The 16,976-nt window shown below is 65.1% G+C and carries 18 protein-coding genes and 1 other RNA gene; 2 read left to right on the forward strand and 17 right to left on the reverse strand.

The features are described from left to right. The first annotated feature begins 94 nt into the window (after positions 1–94). Positions 95–1,354, forward strand: a complete 1,260-nt coding sequence (locus AC3QL2_RS05010; protein ID WP_493232137.1) for a D-amino acid dehydrogenase — start codon at positions 95–97, stop codon at positions 1,352–1,354. Between the two features lie 5 nt (positions 1,355–1,359). Here the strand turns inward: AC3QL2_RS05010 and AC3QL2_RS05015 are convergent, their stop codons facing one another. The 8 genes from AC3QL2_RS05015 to petA all read right to left on the reverse strand — a co-directional run bounded on the left by AC3QL2_RS05015 (position 1,360) and on the right by petA (position 7,159). Then, complete coding sequence (locus AC3QL2_RS05015) at positions 1,360–2,229, reverse strand: flagellar brake protein (RefSeq protein WP_493232135.1); 870 nt, start codon at positions 2,227–2,229, stop codon at positions 1,360–1,362. A gap of 100 nt (positions 2,230–2,329) precedes the next feature. After that, positions 2,330–2,686, reverse strand: coding sequence for a DnaJ family domain-containing protein (locus AC3QL2_RS05020; protein WP_493232133.1), 357 nt, complete (start codon positions 2,684–2,686; stop codon positions 2,330–2,332). Positions 2,687–2,709: 23 nt separating this feature from the next. Further along, on the reverse strand, positions 2,710–3,204 hold the full coding sequence (locus AC3QL2_RS05025; protein WP_493232131.1) for a hemerythrin domain-containing protein: 495 nt from the start codon (positions 3,202–3,204) through the stop codon (positions 2,710–2,712). A gap of 100 nt (positions 3,205–3,304) precedes the next feature. After that, positions 3,305–3,742 (reverse strand): ClpXP protease specificity-enhancing factor, encoded by a 438-nt coding sequence (locus tag AC3QL2_RS05030; RefSeq protein WP_493232129.1) that lies wholly within the window; start codon positions 3,740–3,742, stop codon positions 3,305–3,307. 74 nt (positions 3,743–3,816) lie between these two features. Continuing rightward, positions 3,817–4,413, reverse strand: a complete 597-nt coding sequence (locus tag AC3QL2_RS05035) for a glutathione S-transferase N-terminal domain-containing protein (protein WP_493232128.1) — start codon at positions 4,411–4,413, stop codon at positions 3,817–3,819. A 104-nt stretch (positions 4,414–4,517) separates the two neighbouring features. Then, complete coding sequence (locus AC3QL2_RS05040) at positions 4,518–5,264, reverse strand: cytochrome c1 (RefSeq protein WP_493232126.1); 747 nt, start codon at positions 5,262–5,264, stop codon at positions 4,518–4,520. 14 nt (positions 5,265–5,278) lie between these two features. Then, a complete protein-coding gene (locus tag AC3QL2_RS05045; protein ID WP_493232124.1) occupies positions 5,279–6,562 on the reverse strand; it encodes a cytochrome b in 1,284 nt (427 codons plus the stop codon). 3 nt (positions 6,563–6,565) lie between these two features. Then, complete coding sequence (petA, locus tag AC3QL2_RS05050) at positions 6,566–7,159, reverse strand: ubiquinol-cytochrome c reductase iron-sulfur subunit (RefSeq protein ID WP_493232122.1); 594 nt, start codon at positions 7,157–7,159, stop codon at positions 6,566–6,568. 270 nt (positions 7,160–7,429) lie between these two features. On the opposite strand from petA, the gene dacB reads away from it, so the two are divergent. Next, entirely contained in the window at positions 7,430–8,869 is a 1,440-nt protein-coding gene (dacB, locus tag AC3QL2_RS05055) for a D-alanyl-D-alanine carboxypeptidase/D-alanyl-D-alanine endopeptidase (protein WP_493232120.1), read from the forward strand. 19 nt (positions 8,870–8,888) lie between these two features. Here the strand turns inward: dacB and AC3QL2_RS05060 are convergent, their stop codons facing one another. The 9 genes from AC3QL2_RS05060 to AC3QL2_RS05100 all read right to left on the reverse strand — a co-directional run bounded on the left by AC3QL2_RS05060 (position 8,889) and on the right by AC3QL2_RS05100 (position 16,874). Further along, a complete protein-coding gene (locus tag AC3QL2_RS05060) occupies positions 8,889–9,278 on the reverse strand; it encodes a DUF2237 family protein (RefSeq protein ID WP_493232119.1) in 390 nt (129 codons plus the stop codon). Further along, entirely contained in the window at positions 9,275–10,294 is a 1,020-nt protein-coding gene (gene galE, locus AC3QL2_RS05065; RefSeq protein ID WP_493232117.1) for a UDP-glucose 4-epimerase GalE, read from the reverse strand. The genes AC3QL2_RS05060 and galE overlap by 4 nt, the downstream gene beginning before the upstream one ends. A gap of 71 nt (positions 10,295–10,365) precedes the next feature. Beyond that, positions 10,366–11,565 carry a CaiB/BaiF CoA transferase family protein gene (locus tag AC3QL2_RS05070; RefSeq protein WP_493232116.1) on the reverse strand — a complete coding sequence of 400 codons (1,200 nt, stop codon included), beginning with the start codon at positions 11,563–11,565 and terminating at the stop codon, positions 10,366–10,368. 31 nt (positions 11,566–11,596) lie between these two features. Beyond that, positions 11,597–12,193 carry a recombination mediator RecR gene (gene recR, locus AC3QL2_RS05075; RefSeq protein ID WP_493232114.1) on the reverse strand — a complete coding sequence of 199 codons (597 nt, stop codon included), beginning with the start codon at positions 12,191–12,193 and terminating at the stop codon, positions 11,597–11,599. A gap of 37 nt (positions 12,194–12,230) precedes the next feature. Beyond that, positions 12,231–12,554 (reverse strand): YbaB/EbfC family nucleoid-associated protein, encoded by a 324-nt coding sequence (locus AC3QL2_RS05080; protein WP_493232113.1) that lies wholly within the window; start codon positions 12,552–12,554, stop codon positions 12,231–12,233. A 21-nt stretch (positions 12,555–12,575) separates the two neighbouring features. Further along, positions 12,576–14,507 carry a DNA polymerase III subunit gamma/tau gene (gene dnaX / locus AC3QL2_RS05085; protein ID WP_493232112.1) on the reverse strand — a complete coding sequence of 644 codons (1,932 nt, stop codon included), beginning with the start codon at positions 14,505–14,507 and terminating at the stop codon, positions 12,576–12,578. Between the two features lie 112 nt (positions 14,508–14,619). Beyond that, positions 14,620–14,718: signal recognition particle sRNA small type (gene ffs / locus AC3QL2_RS05090), an RNA gene on the reverse strand. Positions 14,719–14,751: 33 nt separating this feature from the next. Next, complete coding sequence (locus AC3QL2_RS05095) at positions 14,752–16,185, reverse strand: sensor histidine kinase (RefSeq protein ID WP_493232110.1); 1,434 nt, start codon at positions 16,183–16,185, stop codon at positions 14,752–14,754. Continuing rightward, a complete protein-coding gene (locus tag AC3QL2_RS05100) occupies positions 16,182–16,874 on the reverse strand; it encodes a response regulator (protein ID WP_493232108.1) in 693 nt (230 codons plus the stop codon). Before AC3QL2_RS05100 ends, AC3QL2_RS05095 begins: the two co-directional genes overlap by 4 nt. Positions 16,875–16,976 lie beyond the last annotated feature (102 nt).

Genomic DNA, 16,976 nt, shown 5'->3' on the forward strand with positions numbered 1-16,976 from the left:
ATCGCCCGGAACGATGCCTTCCGTCGTTTATGATTAGCAGCTGGATTGCCCGGGACGGTCGCCCGCCCCTTCCGAAAACTATAAACAAGGCATCATGGAAGTCCTCGTCATCGGCGCCGGCCTGGCTGGCGTCACGAGTGCCTGGTATCTCAGCCAGGCCGGTTGCAAGGTCACCGTCGTGGAGCGCCAGCCCGGTCCGGGCCTGGAAACCAGCTATGCCAACGGCGGGCAGATCTCGGTCAGTCACCCCGAACCCTGGGCCAACCCCGGCGCGCCAGCCACGGTGCTGCGCTGGCTCGGCCGCAAGGACGCCCCGCTGCTGTTCCATCCCCGCGCCGATGCTGCCCAGTGGCGCTGGGCCCTGGCCTTCCTGAGAGAATGCCTTCCGGCACGCACGGCGCGCAACACCGCGGCCATCGCCCACCTGGCCGACTACAGCCGCGATCAGCTGCGGGCCCTGCGCGCCGCCACCGGCATCGAATACGAAGCGGGCACCGGCGGCATCCTGCACCTGTTCATGGACGCCAAGGAGTTTGAACACGTCCCGGCCAAACTGCAGATCCTGCTGGACCTCGGCATCCGCGCCCGGATCCTCGACCCGGACCAGGCCGTGGCACTGGAACCCGGCCTCGCCTCCATGCGCAATCAACTCGTCGGCGTGCTGCACGGCATCGACGACGAATGCGGCAATGCCCACCTGTTCTGCCGCGCGCTTGCCGCAAAGGCGCAGGAGGCCGGCGTCCGCTTCCTGTTCAATACGAGAGTGGAGTCCTTCGAGGCGCGCGAACAGCGCATCCAGGGCCTGCGCGTAAGGGACGCGGACAATCGACAGGACACGCTGCAGGCCGACGCCTACGTGCTCGCCGCCGGCAGCTACAGCCCCCTTCTGGCCCGCTCGCTAGGTGAGCGGCTGCCGATCTACCCGGTCAAGGGCTATTCCATCACCGCACCGATCATCGACGCGGAGCGCGCACCGCAGCTCAGCCTGACCGACGAGGCGCGGCGCGTGGTGTGCTCACGACTAGGCAATACCTTGCGCGTAGCCGGCACCGCAGAACTCGATGGCTACAACCTGGAGGCCGACCCGGCTCGCCGCGCGGCGATCGTGCGCTGGCTCGACGAATACCTGCCGGGCGTCGCCGATGCCAGCCAGGCCGAACACTGGTGCGGCCTGCGCCCGACGACACCGGGTAACGTGCCGTTGATCGGCCCGGCCCGCACCGGCAGGCTGTTCTTCAACACCGGACATGGCACCCTGGGGTGGACGCTGGCCTGTGGTTCGGGCCAGGCCATCGCCGACATCATCAGCGGGCGGCAACCCGAGCCGGACTTCCCCTTCCTGCAGCGCAGCTAGGCGCCTCAGGCGTCGGCCGACTCCTCGAACAGGATGCGATAGACGAAGGCCGACAGCACGACCTGTTCGGCGTGCGGCATATCTTCGAACTGGACACCGTGGTGGACCTGGGGCTTCTCCCCCTCCACCGTGGCCGTAGCATGCACCGAGCGCAGCACCGCCGGGATGGTCAGATATTGCTCGATCTCATTCACCACCACGCGGAACTTGATCGCAATCCGATCCTCCCTGACGCCCATCGGCGCCTTGGCAAGCAGCATCGCCCCGCCAACGCTCAAATCGAGAATCGTCGCCGCGTGGGAACGCCCGTCCGCTCCGCTCACCGCGGCAATCAGATTGACCCTGGCACGGGCCCCGCGACGGACCACCAGGCCACGGACCTGGCTCGGATAGGTCAGGTGCAGATGGGGAAACGGGACATTGGTGACCTTGAAGATCGTCGTGCCGAAGGCATACACGCTCTTGCCGGAGAACATGCGGACCACGAAGGTCTGCCCTTCCCGCATCAGCAGCACCTTGCCATCCTGGGTCGGGGTGGTCACCAGGATGCTCTTGCCCTTCAGGTAGCCGATCAGCTTAACGTAGTAGCGCTGCTGCCCCGCATCGTTCTGCATCTGCAGTTGCAGCGTGTCACCGATATCCAGCTTGATGTCATCGAACGCGCACAAGTCGTCCGACGGGCGCTCTCCGCTGTCCGTATTCAACCGCGTCTCACGAACGTTGAGCTTGCGGAACAGCCCGCGCTCCATCAGGGCGCGCTTCTGGCTCTCCGTCTCGACAACCACGCCGCGGGCCAGCAGCAACTGCCTGTTCTCATCGTAGAGCGGCCACTCGACCGGCTTGCCAATCTCGATGTCACCGGTCTTGATTCGCATGTAAGACATAAGCCACCCACAGTCTGCCCAACATGGGGCAGATATCGACACGCCGCGTTACGACTTTAGGAGCAACCGGGCCAGCAAGCAGCCGGCAACACTATTTTGCGTCTGGATTGGTCGCCATGCGCCTCAACAGTGCCGCGGACACGTGGGCCAACCCCGCCGCCTCGATTCGCGCCAGCAATGCGGTGATCCGCTGGCCCCGCCGCACGGAGGCCAACTTGTCCACTTTACCGTCATCCTCACACAGTCGCCGCAACTCCTTCAGATCGGCCAGCGCCGGCGGTAAATAACCGGCGTTGCGCAAGACTCGGTTGCTCATGCGGACTTCGGCGGGAACCAGGAGATCGTCGTCCAGCACCAGAGGCTGCCCTTCGCCGGGCAGGCCGGACAACTGTCCGCGGGCGATGGCCTCGCAGATACGTTGTTCCGCCAGACCGTCGAAAATGTTCACAGCCCTGCTCCAGGGAGCCCGGATCAAGCGGCTTCGGACTCTGCCTCGGCCTTCGCGGGCGGCGTGCAGCAGGCGGACGAACCGTCGGCGCAGCCTTCGTCCTTCGGCGGATTGCGGATCTCGCCGGTTTCCGTATCGAAACCGATGGACTCAAGATACGCGGCGAGTGCCGCATCCATCGAGGCCACGTGGTTGTCGAACCACAGCGGCAGTTCCTGGATCAGCTGCCGGCCAAGGGCGGCATCCCCCCGCTCCAGGCGCTGACGGACATCGCGGCAGACCGCCAGCACGCGATCGTGCTCGGCCTTGTGGCAGCCGGGAAAGCCGACGATTTCCATCCAACGGTTTTCCTGGTCGAAATGCTCGACGGTGTGCTCGATGAAGGCATCCATCGCCACCAGCAGGGCTTCGCCGGACACGCCCAGCATGGCGTTGTAGGCCTCGACGAATTCCTGGTGGGTCTGATCCATCGGCCCCAGGCCGAGGGCAAGTTTGTCAGTCCATTCCATGGCAGCCATGACGGAAAACCTCAAAGAGTGAAACGGGGCGCCACTCTAACCCGAATGGCGCGGCCTGGCCCTGAGCCAGATCAAGCACCACCCAGGCCCCGGCGCAGTTTTATTTGACGAGCTTGAGGTGACTGCGGAGGCCCCCCTTGGGCGGCTCAGGCGTGTCGTCGTCGGGCGTTGCCGCCGCAAGCTCGGGCGCTTCTTCGGCGTCCAGACCAGCCTCGCCGTCGGGCAGCCCGGAAACCTCGAAGGCCATGCCGTGCCCGTTCTCGCGGGCATAGATCGCCGCCACGTTGTCGACCGGAACCGAGATGTTCTGGGCGACACCGCCAAAGCGGGCCTGGAAGGCAATCAGCTCGTTCCCCATCACCAGACTCTGGGTCGCGGTGGGGCTGACGTTCAGCACGATCTGGCCGTCCTGCACGAAATTGAGCGGGACGATCGTATGCTTGTCCACGGCGACCGCCAGATAGGGCGTCAGGCCCTGATCGGTACACCACTGGAAGATCGCCCGGATCAGGTAAGGCTTGGTAGAGATTTCGCTCATGACGAAGACCTTCCGGCGAATGCCAAAATGAAGAGTCGCAGCGGGGCCGCCACGCGGCGGCCCCCGTTTGGCAATCAGCGCCGCATGACCTTTTCAGACGGGGTCATCGCATCGATGAAGCCCTGGCGGCTGAAGATGCGCTCGGCGTACTTCATGAGCGGCGCCGCGGAACGCGGCAGTTCAATGCCGTAGTGGTCCAGGCGCCACAGCAGCGGCGCGATCGCCACGTCGAGCATGGAGAACTCTTCACCGAGCAGGAACTTCTGCTTCGTGAACATCGGCGCGAGCTGGGTCAGCTGGTCGCGCACATGCGCGCGCTCCTTGTCGGCACCCTTGGGATTCTTCTCCAGGGCGTCGATATGCGAGAACAGCTCGAACTCGAAGGTGTGCAGCAGCTGACGAGCGCGGGCGCGCATGATCGGGTCAGGCGGCATCAGCTGGGGATGCGGGAAGCGCTCGTCGATGTATTCGTTGATGATGTTGGATTCGTACAGCACCAGATCGCGATCCACCAGCACCGGAACCCGGTTGTACGGATTGATGACCGCGATGTCTTCCGGCTTGTTGAAGAGATCGACGTCAATCACCTGGAAATCCATGCCCTTTTCGAAGAGCACGATACGGCACCGGTGACTGAAAGGATCTGTCGTTCCGGAATACAAATTCATCATCGTTGTGTTACCCCACGGATACAAAAAAACATGCACCACGCGCCGAGCGCGTGGTGCGTCTTGCTAAAAGACAGCAAGGCACTGCATCGACCGGAATGCGCCGATTAGTGCACGTCTCTCCAGTAGTTCTTCTTCAGAAGATAGGAAAGAACGAAGAGAAGGCCAAGGAAAGCGATCACGGCAGTACCGATGGACTTGCGCGTCTCGGCCATTGGCTCACCCATCCAGACCAGGTAGGAGACGAGGTCGGCCACGGCGTGGTCGTACTCTTCGGCCGTCATCTTGCCCGGCTTGGCCGGCGCTTCGATCTCGATTTCCTTCGACTTGCCGCCATGGCCGTCGTCGTGCTCGTTGATCTTGGCGGTCGGTTCTCCCTGCAGTTCGTACAGTACGTGCGGCATGCCGACGTTTTCGAAGACCTTGTTGTTCCAGCCGGTCGGACGGGCGTCGTCGCGGTAGAAGCTGCGCAGGTAGGTGTACAGCCAGTCAGCGCCACTGCCGAACTCGGACGCGCGCGAACGGGAGATCACGGTGAGATCCGGAGGCGCGGCACCGAACCAGGCTTTGGCTTCGTCACGCTGCATCGCGATGCGCATCGGCTCGCCGATCTTGTCGGCCGTGAACATCAGGTTGTCCTTGATCATCTGCTCGGACAAACCGATCTGCTGCAGGCGGTTGTAGCGCATGTAGCTGGCGCCGTGGCAGTTCAGGCAGTAATTGACGAACAGCTTGGCGCCGTTCTGCAGCGCAGCCGGCTCGGTGGAGACCGGAGCCTTGTCCAGGTGCAGTTCAGGGCCGTTGGCCAGGGCCATCAGCGGCGTGAACAGAAGAGCTGTCAAAAGTTTTTTCATGGCTTTCATTCTCATTAACCGGTCACACGCTCGGGCTCGGGCTTGCACTTGTCCATCTTCGACCACCACGGCATGGTGATGAAGAACAGGAAGTAGTACAGGCTGAACAGCTGGGCCACGGGAGCGCCCGGGATCACGCCGAAGAAAGCATAGGAAGGCGGCTTGGTACCGAGGAAGCCAAGAATAGCGAAGGCGATGACGAACAGAGCCAGCAGGGACTTGTAGATCGGGCCACGGTAACGGATCGACTTCACCGGGCTACGGTCGAGCCACGGCAGGAAGGCCAGGATCACCACGCCGGCACCCATCGCAACCACACCCCAGAACTTGGCGTCGAGGCCGAACAGCGGCCACACCATCGCACGCAGCAGGGAGTAGAACGGGGTGAAGTACCACACCGGCGCAATGTGCGGCGGGGTCTTCAGCGGATCGGCCGGGATGAAGTTGTTGTACTCGAGGAAGTAGCCGCCGCCTTCAGGTGCGAAGAACACGATGAAGGAGAAGACGATCAGGAAGCCAACCACGCCCACGATGTCCTTGACGGTGTAGTAGGGGTGGAAGGGGATGCCGTCCAGCGGGTGGCCATCAGCGCCCTTCTTCTTCTTGATCTCGACGCCATCCGGGTTGTTGGAACCGACTTCGTGCAGCGCAACGATGTGGGCAACGACCAGGCCGATGAGGATCAGCGGCACGGCGATGACGTGGAAGGAGAAGAAGCGGTTCAGGGTCGCGTCGGACACCACGAAGTCGCCACGGATCACGATGGAGAGATCGGGGCCGATGACGGGGATCGCGGAGAACAGGTTCACGATGACCTGGGCGCCCCAGAAGGACATCTGACCCCAGGGCAGCAGGTAGCCCATGAAGGCCTCGGCCATCAGGGCCAGGAAGATCAGGGTGCCGAAGACCCAGATCAGTTCGCGGGGCTTGCGGTAGGAACCGTAAAGCAGGCCGCGGAACATGTGCAGGTACACCACCACGAAGAACGCGGAAGCGCCGGTGGAGTGCAGGTAGCGGATGATCCAGCCGCCCGGCACGTCACGCATGATGTACTCGACGGATGCGAAGGCCGCCGGGATGCCGGAAGCGTTCAGTGCGGCATCCGGCTTGTAGTGCATGACCAAGAAGATGCCGGTCACGATCTGGATCACCAGCACCAGCAGGGCCAGCGAACCGAAGAAGTACCAGAAGTTGAAGTTCTTGGGTGCGTAGTACTCGGTGAGGTGCCCCTTGATGGACGACGTCAGCGGGAAGCGCGCGTCAACCCAATCCAGTACCGCTTGAGCTTTGGTGGTCATCGTTTATGCCTTTCCGTCTTCGCCGATCAGAATCTTGGTATCGGCCAGGTACTTGTGCGGCGGAACCTCGAGGTTGTCCGGCGCCGGCTTGTTCTTGTAGACGCGACCAGCCAGATCGAAGGTCGAACCGTGACAGGGGCACAGGAAGCCGCCTGCCCAGTCGGCGCTCACGCCGCTCTCGGCACCGGTCTTGAACTTGTCGGAGGGAGAACAGCCCAGGTGAGTACAGATGCCGACCGCAACCATGATCTCCGGCTTGATGGAGCGGGTTTCGTTCTTGGCGTACGCCGGTTGCTGCGGCTTGTCGGAGTTCGGGTCGCTGACCAGCTCATCCGTTTTTTTCAGGGAATCCAGCATGTCCTTGGTGCGGTTGATGATCCACACCGGCTTGCCGCGCCACTCGACGGTCATCATCTGACCCGGCTGCAGCTTGCTGATATCCACTTCAACCGGAGCACCGGCTGCCTTTGCTCGTTCGGACGGAGTCAGGCTACCGACGAACGGAACGGCGACGGCCACTGCGGCCACGCCCCCCGCAGCCGACGTTGCCAGCAACAACTGGCGTCGCCCACCGTCCATTTTTTGATCCACGCTCATGGCCCACTAACCTCAATAAAAGAGACTTCGAAGATCGCAATACGGAAAACTTGCGGAGTATAGCGAAAACCCTTATCCAAAAAAAGTCCCAATACGCTAAACCCGCGCCAGCATTGGAAAATATGGAATTCGAGGGTTCTTTATCGAGGCATGAAAGATCCTTTTCGTGCCTATCGAAAGTGCGTTTTTATTGCAGCGCGACAGGCAATTGAGACACAGCGACGGCATAATCCGGAACCGCCGCCGACCGCGCCTGCCTTCGCCAACGCCTTGAAACGAATTACCTCTCGCCTTGCTTGCAGGCTGACCCTGCTGCTGCCACTCATCCTCGCCGGCCATGCCCATGGAGAAGAGCTGCCGGCGGCGCTCGAGGCCAGCCTCACCCGTGCGGGCATCCCTCGCACCGCGGTTGCAGTGCTCGTACAGGATGTGGACGGCAGCCCCGCGCTGCTGGAGCACCGCAGCACCCAGGCCATGAACCCCGCCTCGGTCATGAAGCTGGTCACCACCTTTGCGGCGCTGGACCAGCTCGGCCCCACATACAGCTGGACCACCCGCATATCGAGCGCCGCCGGTACAAAACCGCAAGGCGGCACGCTGCCCGGAGACCTGTTCATCACCGGCGGCGGCGACCCCAGGCTGTCACGGGAGCGGCTGTGGTTGCTGCTGCGCGAGCTACGGGCCCAGGGGATCCGGCGCATCGCCGGCGACGTGATCACCGACCGCTCGTTCTTCAGGCTCCCTCCGCACGACCCAGGGGCCTTCGACAGGCGCCCGCTGCGCCCCTACAACGTCGGCCCAGACGCATTGAGCGTGGATTACGGCGCGGTGAGCGTCCGTTTCAGGCCTTCCGCGGAGGGTGTCAGCGCTACCATCGACCCGCAGCCTAGCGGCCTGTCGCTGGACAGCAGCATCCGCCGGACGGGGAACGGAGCCTGCGGCGACCCGACCGCCCAGCTCAGCGCAACGACCGCAGCCAGCCCCGGCGGCGGCACCAGCTTGCACATCGAGGGCAGCCTGCCGCTGGCCTGCACAGAGAGCTTCGACTGGAACTTCGCCCCACTGCCGCCGGACCAGCTCTTCGAAGGCCTGTTCCGCAGCCTGTGGCGCGAACTGGGCGGCGAGCTGGATGGGCGCGTCCGGGATGGACGGACACCGCCCGACGCGCGCCTGCTCGCCGAAAACCGTTCTGCCAGCCTTCCCGAGGTACTGCGGGACATGAACAAGTGGTCGAACAACGTGATCGCGCGGACCCTCCTCGCCACGCTGGGCGCAACCGCAGAACCCGGAGAAGATTCGCCCACGGCTGGCGCCCGGCGGGTTGCCCGCAGCCTCGCGGCAAACGGTATCGACACCGACCAACTGGTCATCGAGAACGGTGCCGGCCTGTCGCGCGTCGAACGCGTCACCGCGCGCAGCCTCGGTCAGCTGCTCGTGGCCGCCTGGCGCAGCCGCACGATGCCGGAACTCATCGCGTCGCTACCGATTGCCGGCATCGACGGCACGGCCAGCAAGCGCCTGGCAGGCAGCCCGGCGCGGGGCTCGGCCCACGTCAAGACCGGCACGCTGGACGGCGTACGCAGCCTGGCCGGCTATGTGCTCGCACGCAACGGGCACCGCTACGCAGTGGTACTGCTGATCAATCACCCCAATGCCAGCGCCGGCCGCGACAGCCAGGACGCGATGCTGGAATGGGTGGCGGACCGCTGAAAAACTTACGCCGCGTCGGTCAGCCCTTGTGGGCGTGCTCGCGGAGGGCTTCCAGGGGAATCACTTCGAGGGCGGCGATGTGGGTCGCGGCCAGCACCACCGGGGGCGCATAACCGGCCTCCCAAGCCTCGCGCCAGCGCATCGCGCACAGGCACCAGCGGTCGCCCGGCTTGAGGCCGGCAAAGCGGAATTCCGGGCGCGGCGTGCTCAGGTCGTTGCCGCGCATCGCACTGAAGCGCAGGAACTCGGCCGACACCCTCACACACACGTGGTGGCGACCGAGATCGTCCGGGCTGGCATCGCAACAGCCGGTACGCTCCCAGCCGGTCAGCGGATCGTAGCTGCAGGCCAGCAGCGGACCACCCAGCACGTTCAGGGCATTGCTGACGGGAAGATCTTCAGTGCTCAATCGGGATACCCCTGGGGATTGGAACTCTGCCAGCGCCACGCGTCGGCACACATCTGCTCGATGCCGCGAGTCGCCCGCCAGCCAAGCTCACGCTCGGCCAGACCGGGTTCCGCATAGCACTGGGCCACATCGCCGGGGCGCCGCGCGACGATCTCATAAGCCACCTTGCGACCGCTGGCGTTTTCGAAGGCCTTCACGACTTCGAGCACGCTATAGCCGCGCCCCGTACCCAGATTGACCGTCAGAACGCCAGGTCGTTCCGTGAGACGCCGCACCGCCGCCACATGCCCGACCGCCAGATCCACGACGTGGATGTAATCCCGCACGCCGGTTCCATCCAGGGTCGGATAATCGCCGCCAAAAACCCGCAGTTGCGGCAAGCGCCCGACCGCCACCTGACTGACGTAGGGCATCAGGTTGCTGGGCAGGCCGTTCGGATCCTCGCCGATGCGGCCGGACGGATGGGCGCCGACCGGATTGAAGTAACGCAACAGGGCGACCCGCCATTCGGGATCGGCCGCCGCCAGATCAGACAGCACGAACTCCATCATCCACTTGGTGCGGCCATAGGGATTGGTCGGACCGGTGGGGAAATCCTCGCGGATCGGCACGCTGGCCGGATCGCCATAGACCGTTGCAGACGAGCTGAAGACCAGGGACTTGACGCCTGCCTCGGCCATCACTTCGGCCAGCGCCACCGTCCCCGCGATATTGTTCTCGTAGTAAAGCAGCGGCTTGGCCACCGACTCGCCAACCGCCTTGAGGGCCGCAAAGTGGATCACCGCATCGATGGCGTGGGCACGGAAGACCTCGCGCATCGCCGCCTTGTCGCGGACATCCACATGATGCACGGCAGCCAGCGCACGCCCGGCAATCTCCTCAACGCGGCGCGGGGCCTCCAGCTTGCTGTTGCAGAAATTGTCCACAACGACGACATCGTAGCCGGCGGCCAACAATTCGACGCAGGTATGGGACCCGATGTAACCGGCTCCGCCGGTGACGAGGATGGTGGGCATGCAAATTTCCGGGTGGCAGATAATGCAAATATGATACCGCGAGACATCCCCACTGCCGACATCGACGGGGCTCAGATCGCGCCCTGCTCCCTCAGACCGGCAATGGTCTCATCCACGTAACCCAGGCCGCGCAGGATCTCATCGGTGTGCTCGCCAAGGCGGGGCCCCAGCCATTCCGTCGAGCCGGGTGTTGCGGTCAGGCGCGGCACGACCCCCGGAATGCGCATCGGCGTACCGTCCGGCAAGCGCACCGATTCGAACATGCCGCGGGCGATGAACTGCGGATCACGGAACATGTCTGCCACCGAGAACACCGAACTGGCCGGCACCTCGGCGGCCTCCATCGCTGCCAGCACGGTGTCGCCGTCGCGCTCCACCACCCACGCTTCGATCACCGCATAGATCTCGGCAGCACGCCGGTCGCGGCCGGCGTTGTCGGCGAGGTCTGGCGCCTCCGCCAGATCCTGCCGGCCGACGGCAAGCATCAGGCGCTTGAAGATCGCATCACCATTGCCGCCGATGATGATGTGACGCCCATCCCGCGTGGTGTGGGTGTTCGACGGCGTGATGCCCGGCATGATGTTGCCGGTGCGCTCGCGCACGAAACCGGCGACGTCGAACTCCGGCACCATGCTCTCCATCATCGCAAAGACGGCTTCATACAGCGCCACATCCACCACCTGGCCGGTGCCGCCGTTCACCTCCCGGTGGCGCAACGCCATCAAGCCGCCAATGGCCGCCCACAGGGCCGCGATGGAGTCGCCGATGGAGATGCCGGTACGCACCGGAGGACGATCCGGAAAGCCGCTGATGTAGCGCAGCCCACCCATCGACTCGCCGATCGCGCCGAAACCCGGGCGATCCTTGTACGGCCCGGTCTGGCCGAAGCCGGACAGGCGCACCATCACCAGGCCGGGGTTGGCCGCAGACAGCACATCCCAGCCGAGCCCGAGCTTCTCGAGCACGCCGGGGCGGAAATTTTCGACGACGATGTCGGCCTCCGCCGCCAGCCGACGCACGATGGCCAGGCCTTCCGGGTGCTTCAGGTTCGCGGTCAGCGATTTCTTGTTGCGGGCCTGCACCGACCACCACAGGGACGTGCCCTCGTGGAGCTTTCGCCACTTGCGCAGAGGGTCGCCACCGTCCGGCGCTTCGACCTTGACGACCTCGGCGCCGAACTCGGCAAGGATGCGGGTACAGAAAGGCCCGGCGATCAGGGTACCGAGCTCCAGCACCTTGACCCCGGCAAGGGGTTTGACTTCCTGGCTCATGAACAGCCTCGCGGCGAAAGACGGAGAAAGGCTAAAGGGAACGACGCTCGACCAGCGCCTGAGCGATGGTGCCGGTATCCGTGTGCTCCAGCTCGCCACCGACCGGGATGCCGCGCGCGATGCGGCTGACCTTGATGCCACGGCTGCGCAGGAGTTCGGAAATCATGTGGGCGGTCGCCTCGCCCTCGTTGGTGAAGTTGGTGGCGAGAATCACTTCCTGCACGGCACCGTCGCAGGCCCGATGCAGGAATTTCTCCAGCCCGAGCTCCCGCGGCCCGATGCCATCGAGAGGCGACAAGCGCCCCATCAGCACGTAATACAGGCCGTGGTAACTGTGCGTCTGCTCCAGCATGGCCAGATCGGCCGGCATCTCGACGACGCACAGCTGGGTCGCATCCCGCTGGGGATTGGCGCAGCGGTTGCAGACTTCTTCTTCACAGAAGGTGTTGCAGCGGGAGCAATGGCGCAGCACCTCGAGCGCGTGCCCGAGGGCTGTCGCCAATCGCGCCGCGCCGCGCTGATCCCGCTGCAGCAGATGGAAGGCCATCCGCTGGGCCGATTTCGGCCCCACGCCCGGCAGGCAGCGCAGGGCCTCGATCAGGACGTCGAGAGTGGACGGCGAGCTCATCGAGCCCTCTGCATGCGGGAACGTGTCATGCGGCCGATCAGAACGGCAGCTTGAAGCCCGGGGGCAGGTTCAGCCCGGCAGTGAATCCGGACATCTTCTCCTGGGTTGTCGTCTCGACCCGGCGCACGGCGTCATTCACCGCCGCGGCGATCAGATCTTCCAGCATTTCCTTGTCATCCAGCACGGACGCATCGATGTTCACGCGACGCACGTCGTACTTGCAGGTCATGGTGATCTTGACCATGCCGGCGCCGGACTGGCCTTCAACCTCGATACCTCCGAGGCTGTCCTGCATCTTCTTCATGTTGTCCTGCATTTGCTGAGCCTGCTTCATCAGGCCGGCGATGCCGCCTTTCATCATGGTGATGTACTCCAGATAGGTTCAAAGGGGTTTGACCGAGGCTTCTTCAAGCCTCGCATCGAAACGTTGGATAAGTTCGCGGACAAAGGGGTCCTGCTCAAGAGACACAACCGCCGCGGCATGACGCTCGGCCTTTTCGGCCTGGTTACGCTGAGCCGGCGTTGCGGTGGCGATGGTACCGACCTCGATGCCGACACGGACCGGCCTGCCGAGATGGGCAGTCAGCGCCTCCTGCAGGCGCTCCGCGCCACTGCGGTTGATCTGCAGCAGGTGCTGGTGGGACTCGGACAGGCGCAGCCTGAAGCTGTCACCCTCGACGCCCAGCAATTCACAGTTCTGGGCCAGCTGCAGATTCAGCGCGCCCAGCCCCAGCTGGTTCAGCAATCCATGCCAGTCGTCGCCGGACGCCGGCAGCGCGCCAGGCATGCCGGCAGGTTCGCGGGCCCTGACCGGCGTCGGCTCGACAGGACGGACCGGCTCGACCCGCTCAGCCTGGGCCGGGCGCGGCTCGGAATGGCAGACGGGAGCAAGCTCATGGGCTTCGGGCGGCAGATCTTCCCACGGTGGAACGCTGCTGCCGTAATCAGACGATGTTTCCCGCTGCGCAGCGGCCGCGGGTGCCACACGGGGCGGCTCCACCGGCGGCGGAGTCTCGACGAGTTTCGGCGAGGTGCGCAGCTCATCGGGGCGGCGCGCTGCCGGCTCCGGCATCGCAACAGGAGGCCGGGCAGCCTGAACGGGCGCGGTGGCCGCCGAAGGCGTAACGCCGGCCACGGCACGCGGCATAGCAGGACGCAATGCGACCTCTGGCAACGGCCGGCCCTGCCCAGCTCCGCCGCCCCCGGCCAGCACGCCACCAAGCGCCGCCGGCTGTTCGGGCCGGAATGCGAACAGGCGCAGCAACGTCATCGAGAAACCGGTGACGTCATCCGGCGCCAGCGGCAACTCATCCCGCCCATGCACTGCGATCTGGTAGGCCAGCTGCAGGAATTCCGCGTCGAAGGCCTCGATGTAGGGCGCCAGCCGGCTGGCTTCACTCTCGTCGGCCAGCGCCGTCGGCGCCAGCTGGCCCAGCGCGATGCGGTGGATGAGGCCGGCCAGCGACTGCAGCGCCGACTCGAAGGACAGGCTGCGCGCCTCCATGGCCTCGACGGTCGCCATCAGGGCCTGCACGTCATTGCTGCGCAACGCATCGAGGACCGCATACAGGTGGTCGTCACCCACCGTGCCAAGCATGTCCTGCACGGCCAGCTCTTCCACCTTGCCGGCGCCGTGGGCTATGGCCTGGTCGAGCAGGGACAGGGAGTCCCGCATCGAACCGCTGGCCGCCTTGGCGATGTGGCGCAGCGCACCCGGCTCGAAAGGCACATTCTCGGCCTCGAGCAGGCGCGTCAGGTGGCCGATGATGTGCCCCGGCGGCATCTGCTTGAGATTGAACTGCAGGCAGCGGGACAGCACGGTGACCGGGATCTTCTGAGGATCGGTCGTCGCGATGATGAACTTGACGTGCTCGGGCGGCTCTTCCAGGGTCTTCAGCATCGCGTTGAAGGCATGCCCGGTCAGCATGTGCACTTCGTCGATCATGTAGACCTTGTAGCGCCCCTGCACCGGCGCATAGACCGCCTGGTCGAGCAGCGCCGCCATGTCGTCCACACCACGATTGGACGCCGCATCCATTTCCACGTAGTCGGGGAAACGGTCCGCGTCGATGGCGGTACAGGCCGAACATTGGTTGCACGGCGTCGCCGTCACACCCGTCTCGCAGTTGAGCGCCTTGGCGAGGATCCGCGAGATGGTCGTCTTGCCGACCCCCCGCGTACCGGTGAACAAGTAGGCGTGATGCAGACGTCCGGTGGACAGCGCATGGGTCAGCGCGCGCACGACATGTTCCTGCCCGACGAGCGTCTCGAAACTGCGCGGGCGCCACTTGCGGGCAAGTACTTGGTAAGCCATGGCGGAATTCTAGCAGGCCGCCCGCCGGTCAGTCCGACGGATACGGGCAAGGGGATGCAGAAACACAAAAACAAAAAGGGCGCCCCACTGGGACGCCCTTTTCTGAATTTGGGGTGGCGAGCCTGACCCCCGGCACTTGCAGGGAACGGCTGTGGCTGCTGCCTTCCGGCCCTGACCAGGTTCACCGCGCTGCAATGCGGGGAGACCCGCCACGAGGCATTCTAACAGCTTGCCCCCGCCACGCCTAATCCTTTTGGAAATTCAGCGGCAGGCGGATGTCGACCGCCAGCCCGCCTCCGTCCCGGTTGCGGGCGCGGATCTCTCCGCCATGCGCCGTCACCGCCCGCCGGGCGATGGCCAGACCGAGCCCGAAGCCGCCTGCAGAGCTTCCATTCGCAGCCCGGTAGAAGGGCTCAAAGATCGCCTCCAGGTCGCTTTCCGGCACGCCCGGCCCGCGATCGGCGACCCGCAGCACGAACTGCCCCTGCTCCACCCAAGCCTCGACATCGACCTTGGTGCCTTCACCAGTGTATTTCACCGCATTGCGGATCACGTTCTCGAAGGCGCGCTGGATCAGCTCGCCACGGACCCGCAGTTCCGCCTCACCGCGCCCGGCGAAATGCAGCTCGCGGCCTTTCGAGTGGGCTTCGAAACGGGCATCATCGGCAATTGCCGCGGCGAGGTCCACCAGCTCGAGCACATCCTCCCGGCTGTCGCGAGTGCCCGCATCCAGTCGGGCGATGGTCAGCAACTGTCCAACCATTTCGTCGAGCCGCACCGCCTCGCGTTCGATCCGGTCCAGCGTCACGTCGAGCTTGGCAGGATCCTGCCGCGCCAGCCCGATCGCCACCTGCAGGCGCGCCAGCGGCGAGCGCAGCTCATGGGACACATCGTGGAGCAGCCGACGCTGGGCGCCGATCAGGGATTGCAACTGCTGGGCCATGCGGTCGAAGTCCTGGCCAAGGTCGGCAATCTCGTCGCGCCGCGCGCCCATCAGCGGCTTGACGCGGGTTTCCAGCCGCCCTTCGGCAACAGCTCCCAACGCCCAGCGCAGGTTTCTGATCGGCTTGGACAGGTACCACGCCAGCAGCGCGCTGAACGCCACGCTGGTCAGCAGGCCAATTCCCACCGGCATCCACGGGCTCGGCTCGGCAGGCCGACCGAAGCCCGGACGGAAGTCCCGCGGCGGCTCACCCGGCGGTCCGGCAAGACGCGACAGGGGCGGCAGCGGAGGACGCATCTCCGGCCCGCCTGCCGGCACGAACAGCAACCAGCTGCCACTGCCGGCCGGCAACTCGACCAGACGCGCGGCCCGATATGCCTCGCCCAGCGCAGCCTGCTGCCTGGCGGCGGCCACCGACTCAGGGGTCGTCGGCCGCCCGAGCAAATCGTCGCCCTTCTCATCCACCACCAGCAGCTGCGGCCAACGCTCGCGCGACAGCTCGGTCAGCATGGCGCGCAAGGCCGCCGGCCCGCCGTGGCGCAACACGGACTCGGCCACCGTCACCGCCGTCGTCGCCCGCCCGCCCCCCGCGACGAAGGGATCCCGCTCCCGGCCGAGGCGCTCGAGCTCGCTCTGGTGATGGAACCACACGGCGGTACCGACGCCGGCACTGGCCAGCAGCAGCGCCAGCCAGAACGCGAAGAAGAACTTCCAGAACAGCCGGCCCAGTCTCATTCGCGCACCAGCTGATAGCCCAAGCCACGCACCGTCTCGATCCACGACCGCCCGTCAGGACGCGTGCCCAGCTTGTGGCGGATGCTGGAAAGGTGCACATCGATGCTGCGATCGAAGCGCGCCAGCGGCCGGCCCAGCCCCTGCTCGGACAGCTCCGCCTTGCTCACCACGCGGCCGGCGTTACGGGCGAGCACCTCCAGCAGGTTGTATTCGGTACTGGTCAGCTCCAGCGGCGCCCCCTGCCACTGGGCGCGGCGCATCTGCGGCCACATGCACAGCGCGCCGGCGACCAGCGGCCCGCCATTGGCGGTCTCGGTGGGCGCAGCCGCCTGGGTCCGCCGCAGGATCGCCCGCAGGCGCGCGACGAGTTCCCGCGGCGTACACGGCTTCGGCACGTAATCGTCGGCGCCCAGTTCCAGCCCGACGATGCGGTCCACATCGTCGCCCTTGGCAGTCAGCATCAGCACGGGCACCTTGCTCTGGGCACGGATGCGGCGCAGCGCCTCGATTCCTCCTACCCGCGGCATCATCACATCGAGCACGACGATGTCGTAGCCGCCGGCCAGCGCCGCGGCGACGCCGGCCTCTCCGTCATGCACGCAATCGGCCGCAAACCCTTCCTGTGCGATGTATTCGCTCAACATGGAAGACAGCTCCACGTCGTCGTCCACCAGCAAAACCTTGCTCATCTCGTATCCACCTTCATGACCTCAGCGGAAATGATACGTGCGGGCGAGGCCGGAGCCACGCGCAACGGCAGGTGTTTTTACCGGCATTTACATCCCTTTACA

Source organism: Zoogloea sp. GW822-FHT05C07, from assembly GCF_058800215.1.

Coding starts and splice junctions, on each gene's coding strand:
- AC3QL2_RS05100 (WP_493232108.1), bottom strand. CDS start 16,874: ATGAGCAAGGTTTTGCTGGTGGACGACGACGTGGAGCTGTCTTCCATG.
- AC3QL2_RS05045 (WP_493232124.1), bottom strand. CDS start 6,562: ATGACCACCAAAGCTCAAGCGGTACTGGATTGGGTTGACGCGCGCTTC.
- galE (WP_493232117.1), bottom strand. CDS start 10,294: ATGCCCACCATCCTCGTCACCGGCGGAGCCGGTTACATCGGGTCCCAT.
- AC3QL2_RS05040 (WP_493232126.1), bottom strand. CDS start 5,264: ATGAAAAAACTTTTGACAGCTCTTCTGTTCACGCCGCTGATGGCCCTG.
- AC3QL2_RS05070 (WP_493232116.1), bottom strand. CDS start 11,565: ATGAGCCAGGAAGTCAAACCCCTTGCCGGGGTCAAGGTGCTGGAGCTC.
- petA (WP_493232122.1), bottom strand. CDS start 7,159: ATGAGCGTGGATCAAAAAATGGACGGTGGGCGACGCCAGTTGTTGCTG.
- AC3QL2_RS05030 (WP_493232129.1), bottom strand. CDS start 3,742: ATGAGCGAAATCTCTACCAAGCCTTACCTGATCCGGGCGATCTTCCAG.
- AC3QL2_RS05015 (WP_493232135.1), bottom strand. CDS start 2,229: ATGCGAATCAAGACCGGTGACATCGAGATTGGCAAGCCGGTCGAGTGG.
- AC3QL2_RS05095 (WP_493232110.1), bottom strand. CDS start 16,185: ATGAGACTGGGCCGGCTGTTCTGGAAGTTCTTCTTCGCGTTCTGGCTG.
- recR (WP_493232114.1), bottom strand. CDS start 12,193: ATGAGCTCGCCGTCCACTCTCGACGTCCTGATCGAGGCCCTGCGCTGC.
- AC3QL2_RS05080 (WP_493232113.1), bottom strand. CDS start 12,554: ATGATGAAAGGCGGCATCGCCGGCCTGATGAAGCAGGCTCAGCAAATG.
- AC3QL2_RS05025 (WP_493232131.1), bottom strand. CDS start 3,204: ATGGCTGCCATGGAATGGACTGACAAACTTGCCCTCGGCCTGGGGCCG.
- dnaX (WP_493232112.1), bottom strand. CDS start 14,507: ATGGCTTACCAAGTACTTGCCCGCAAGTGGCGCCCGCGCAGTTTCGAG.
- AC3QL2_RS05010 (WP_493232137.1), top strand. CDS start 95: ATGGAAGTCCTCGTCATCGGCGCCGGCCTGGCTGGCGTCACGAGTGCC.
- AC3QL2_RS05035 (WP_493232128.1), bottom strand. CDS start 4,413: ATGATGAATTTGTATTCCGGAACGACAGATCCTTTCAGTCACCGGTGC.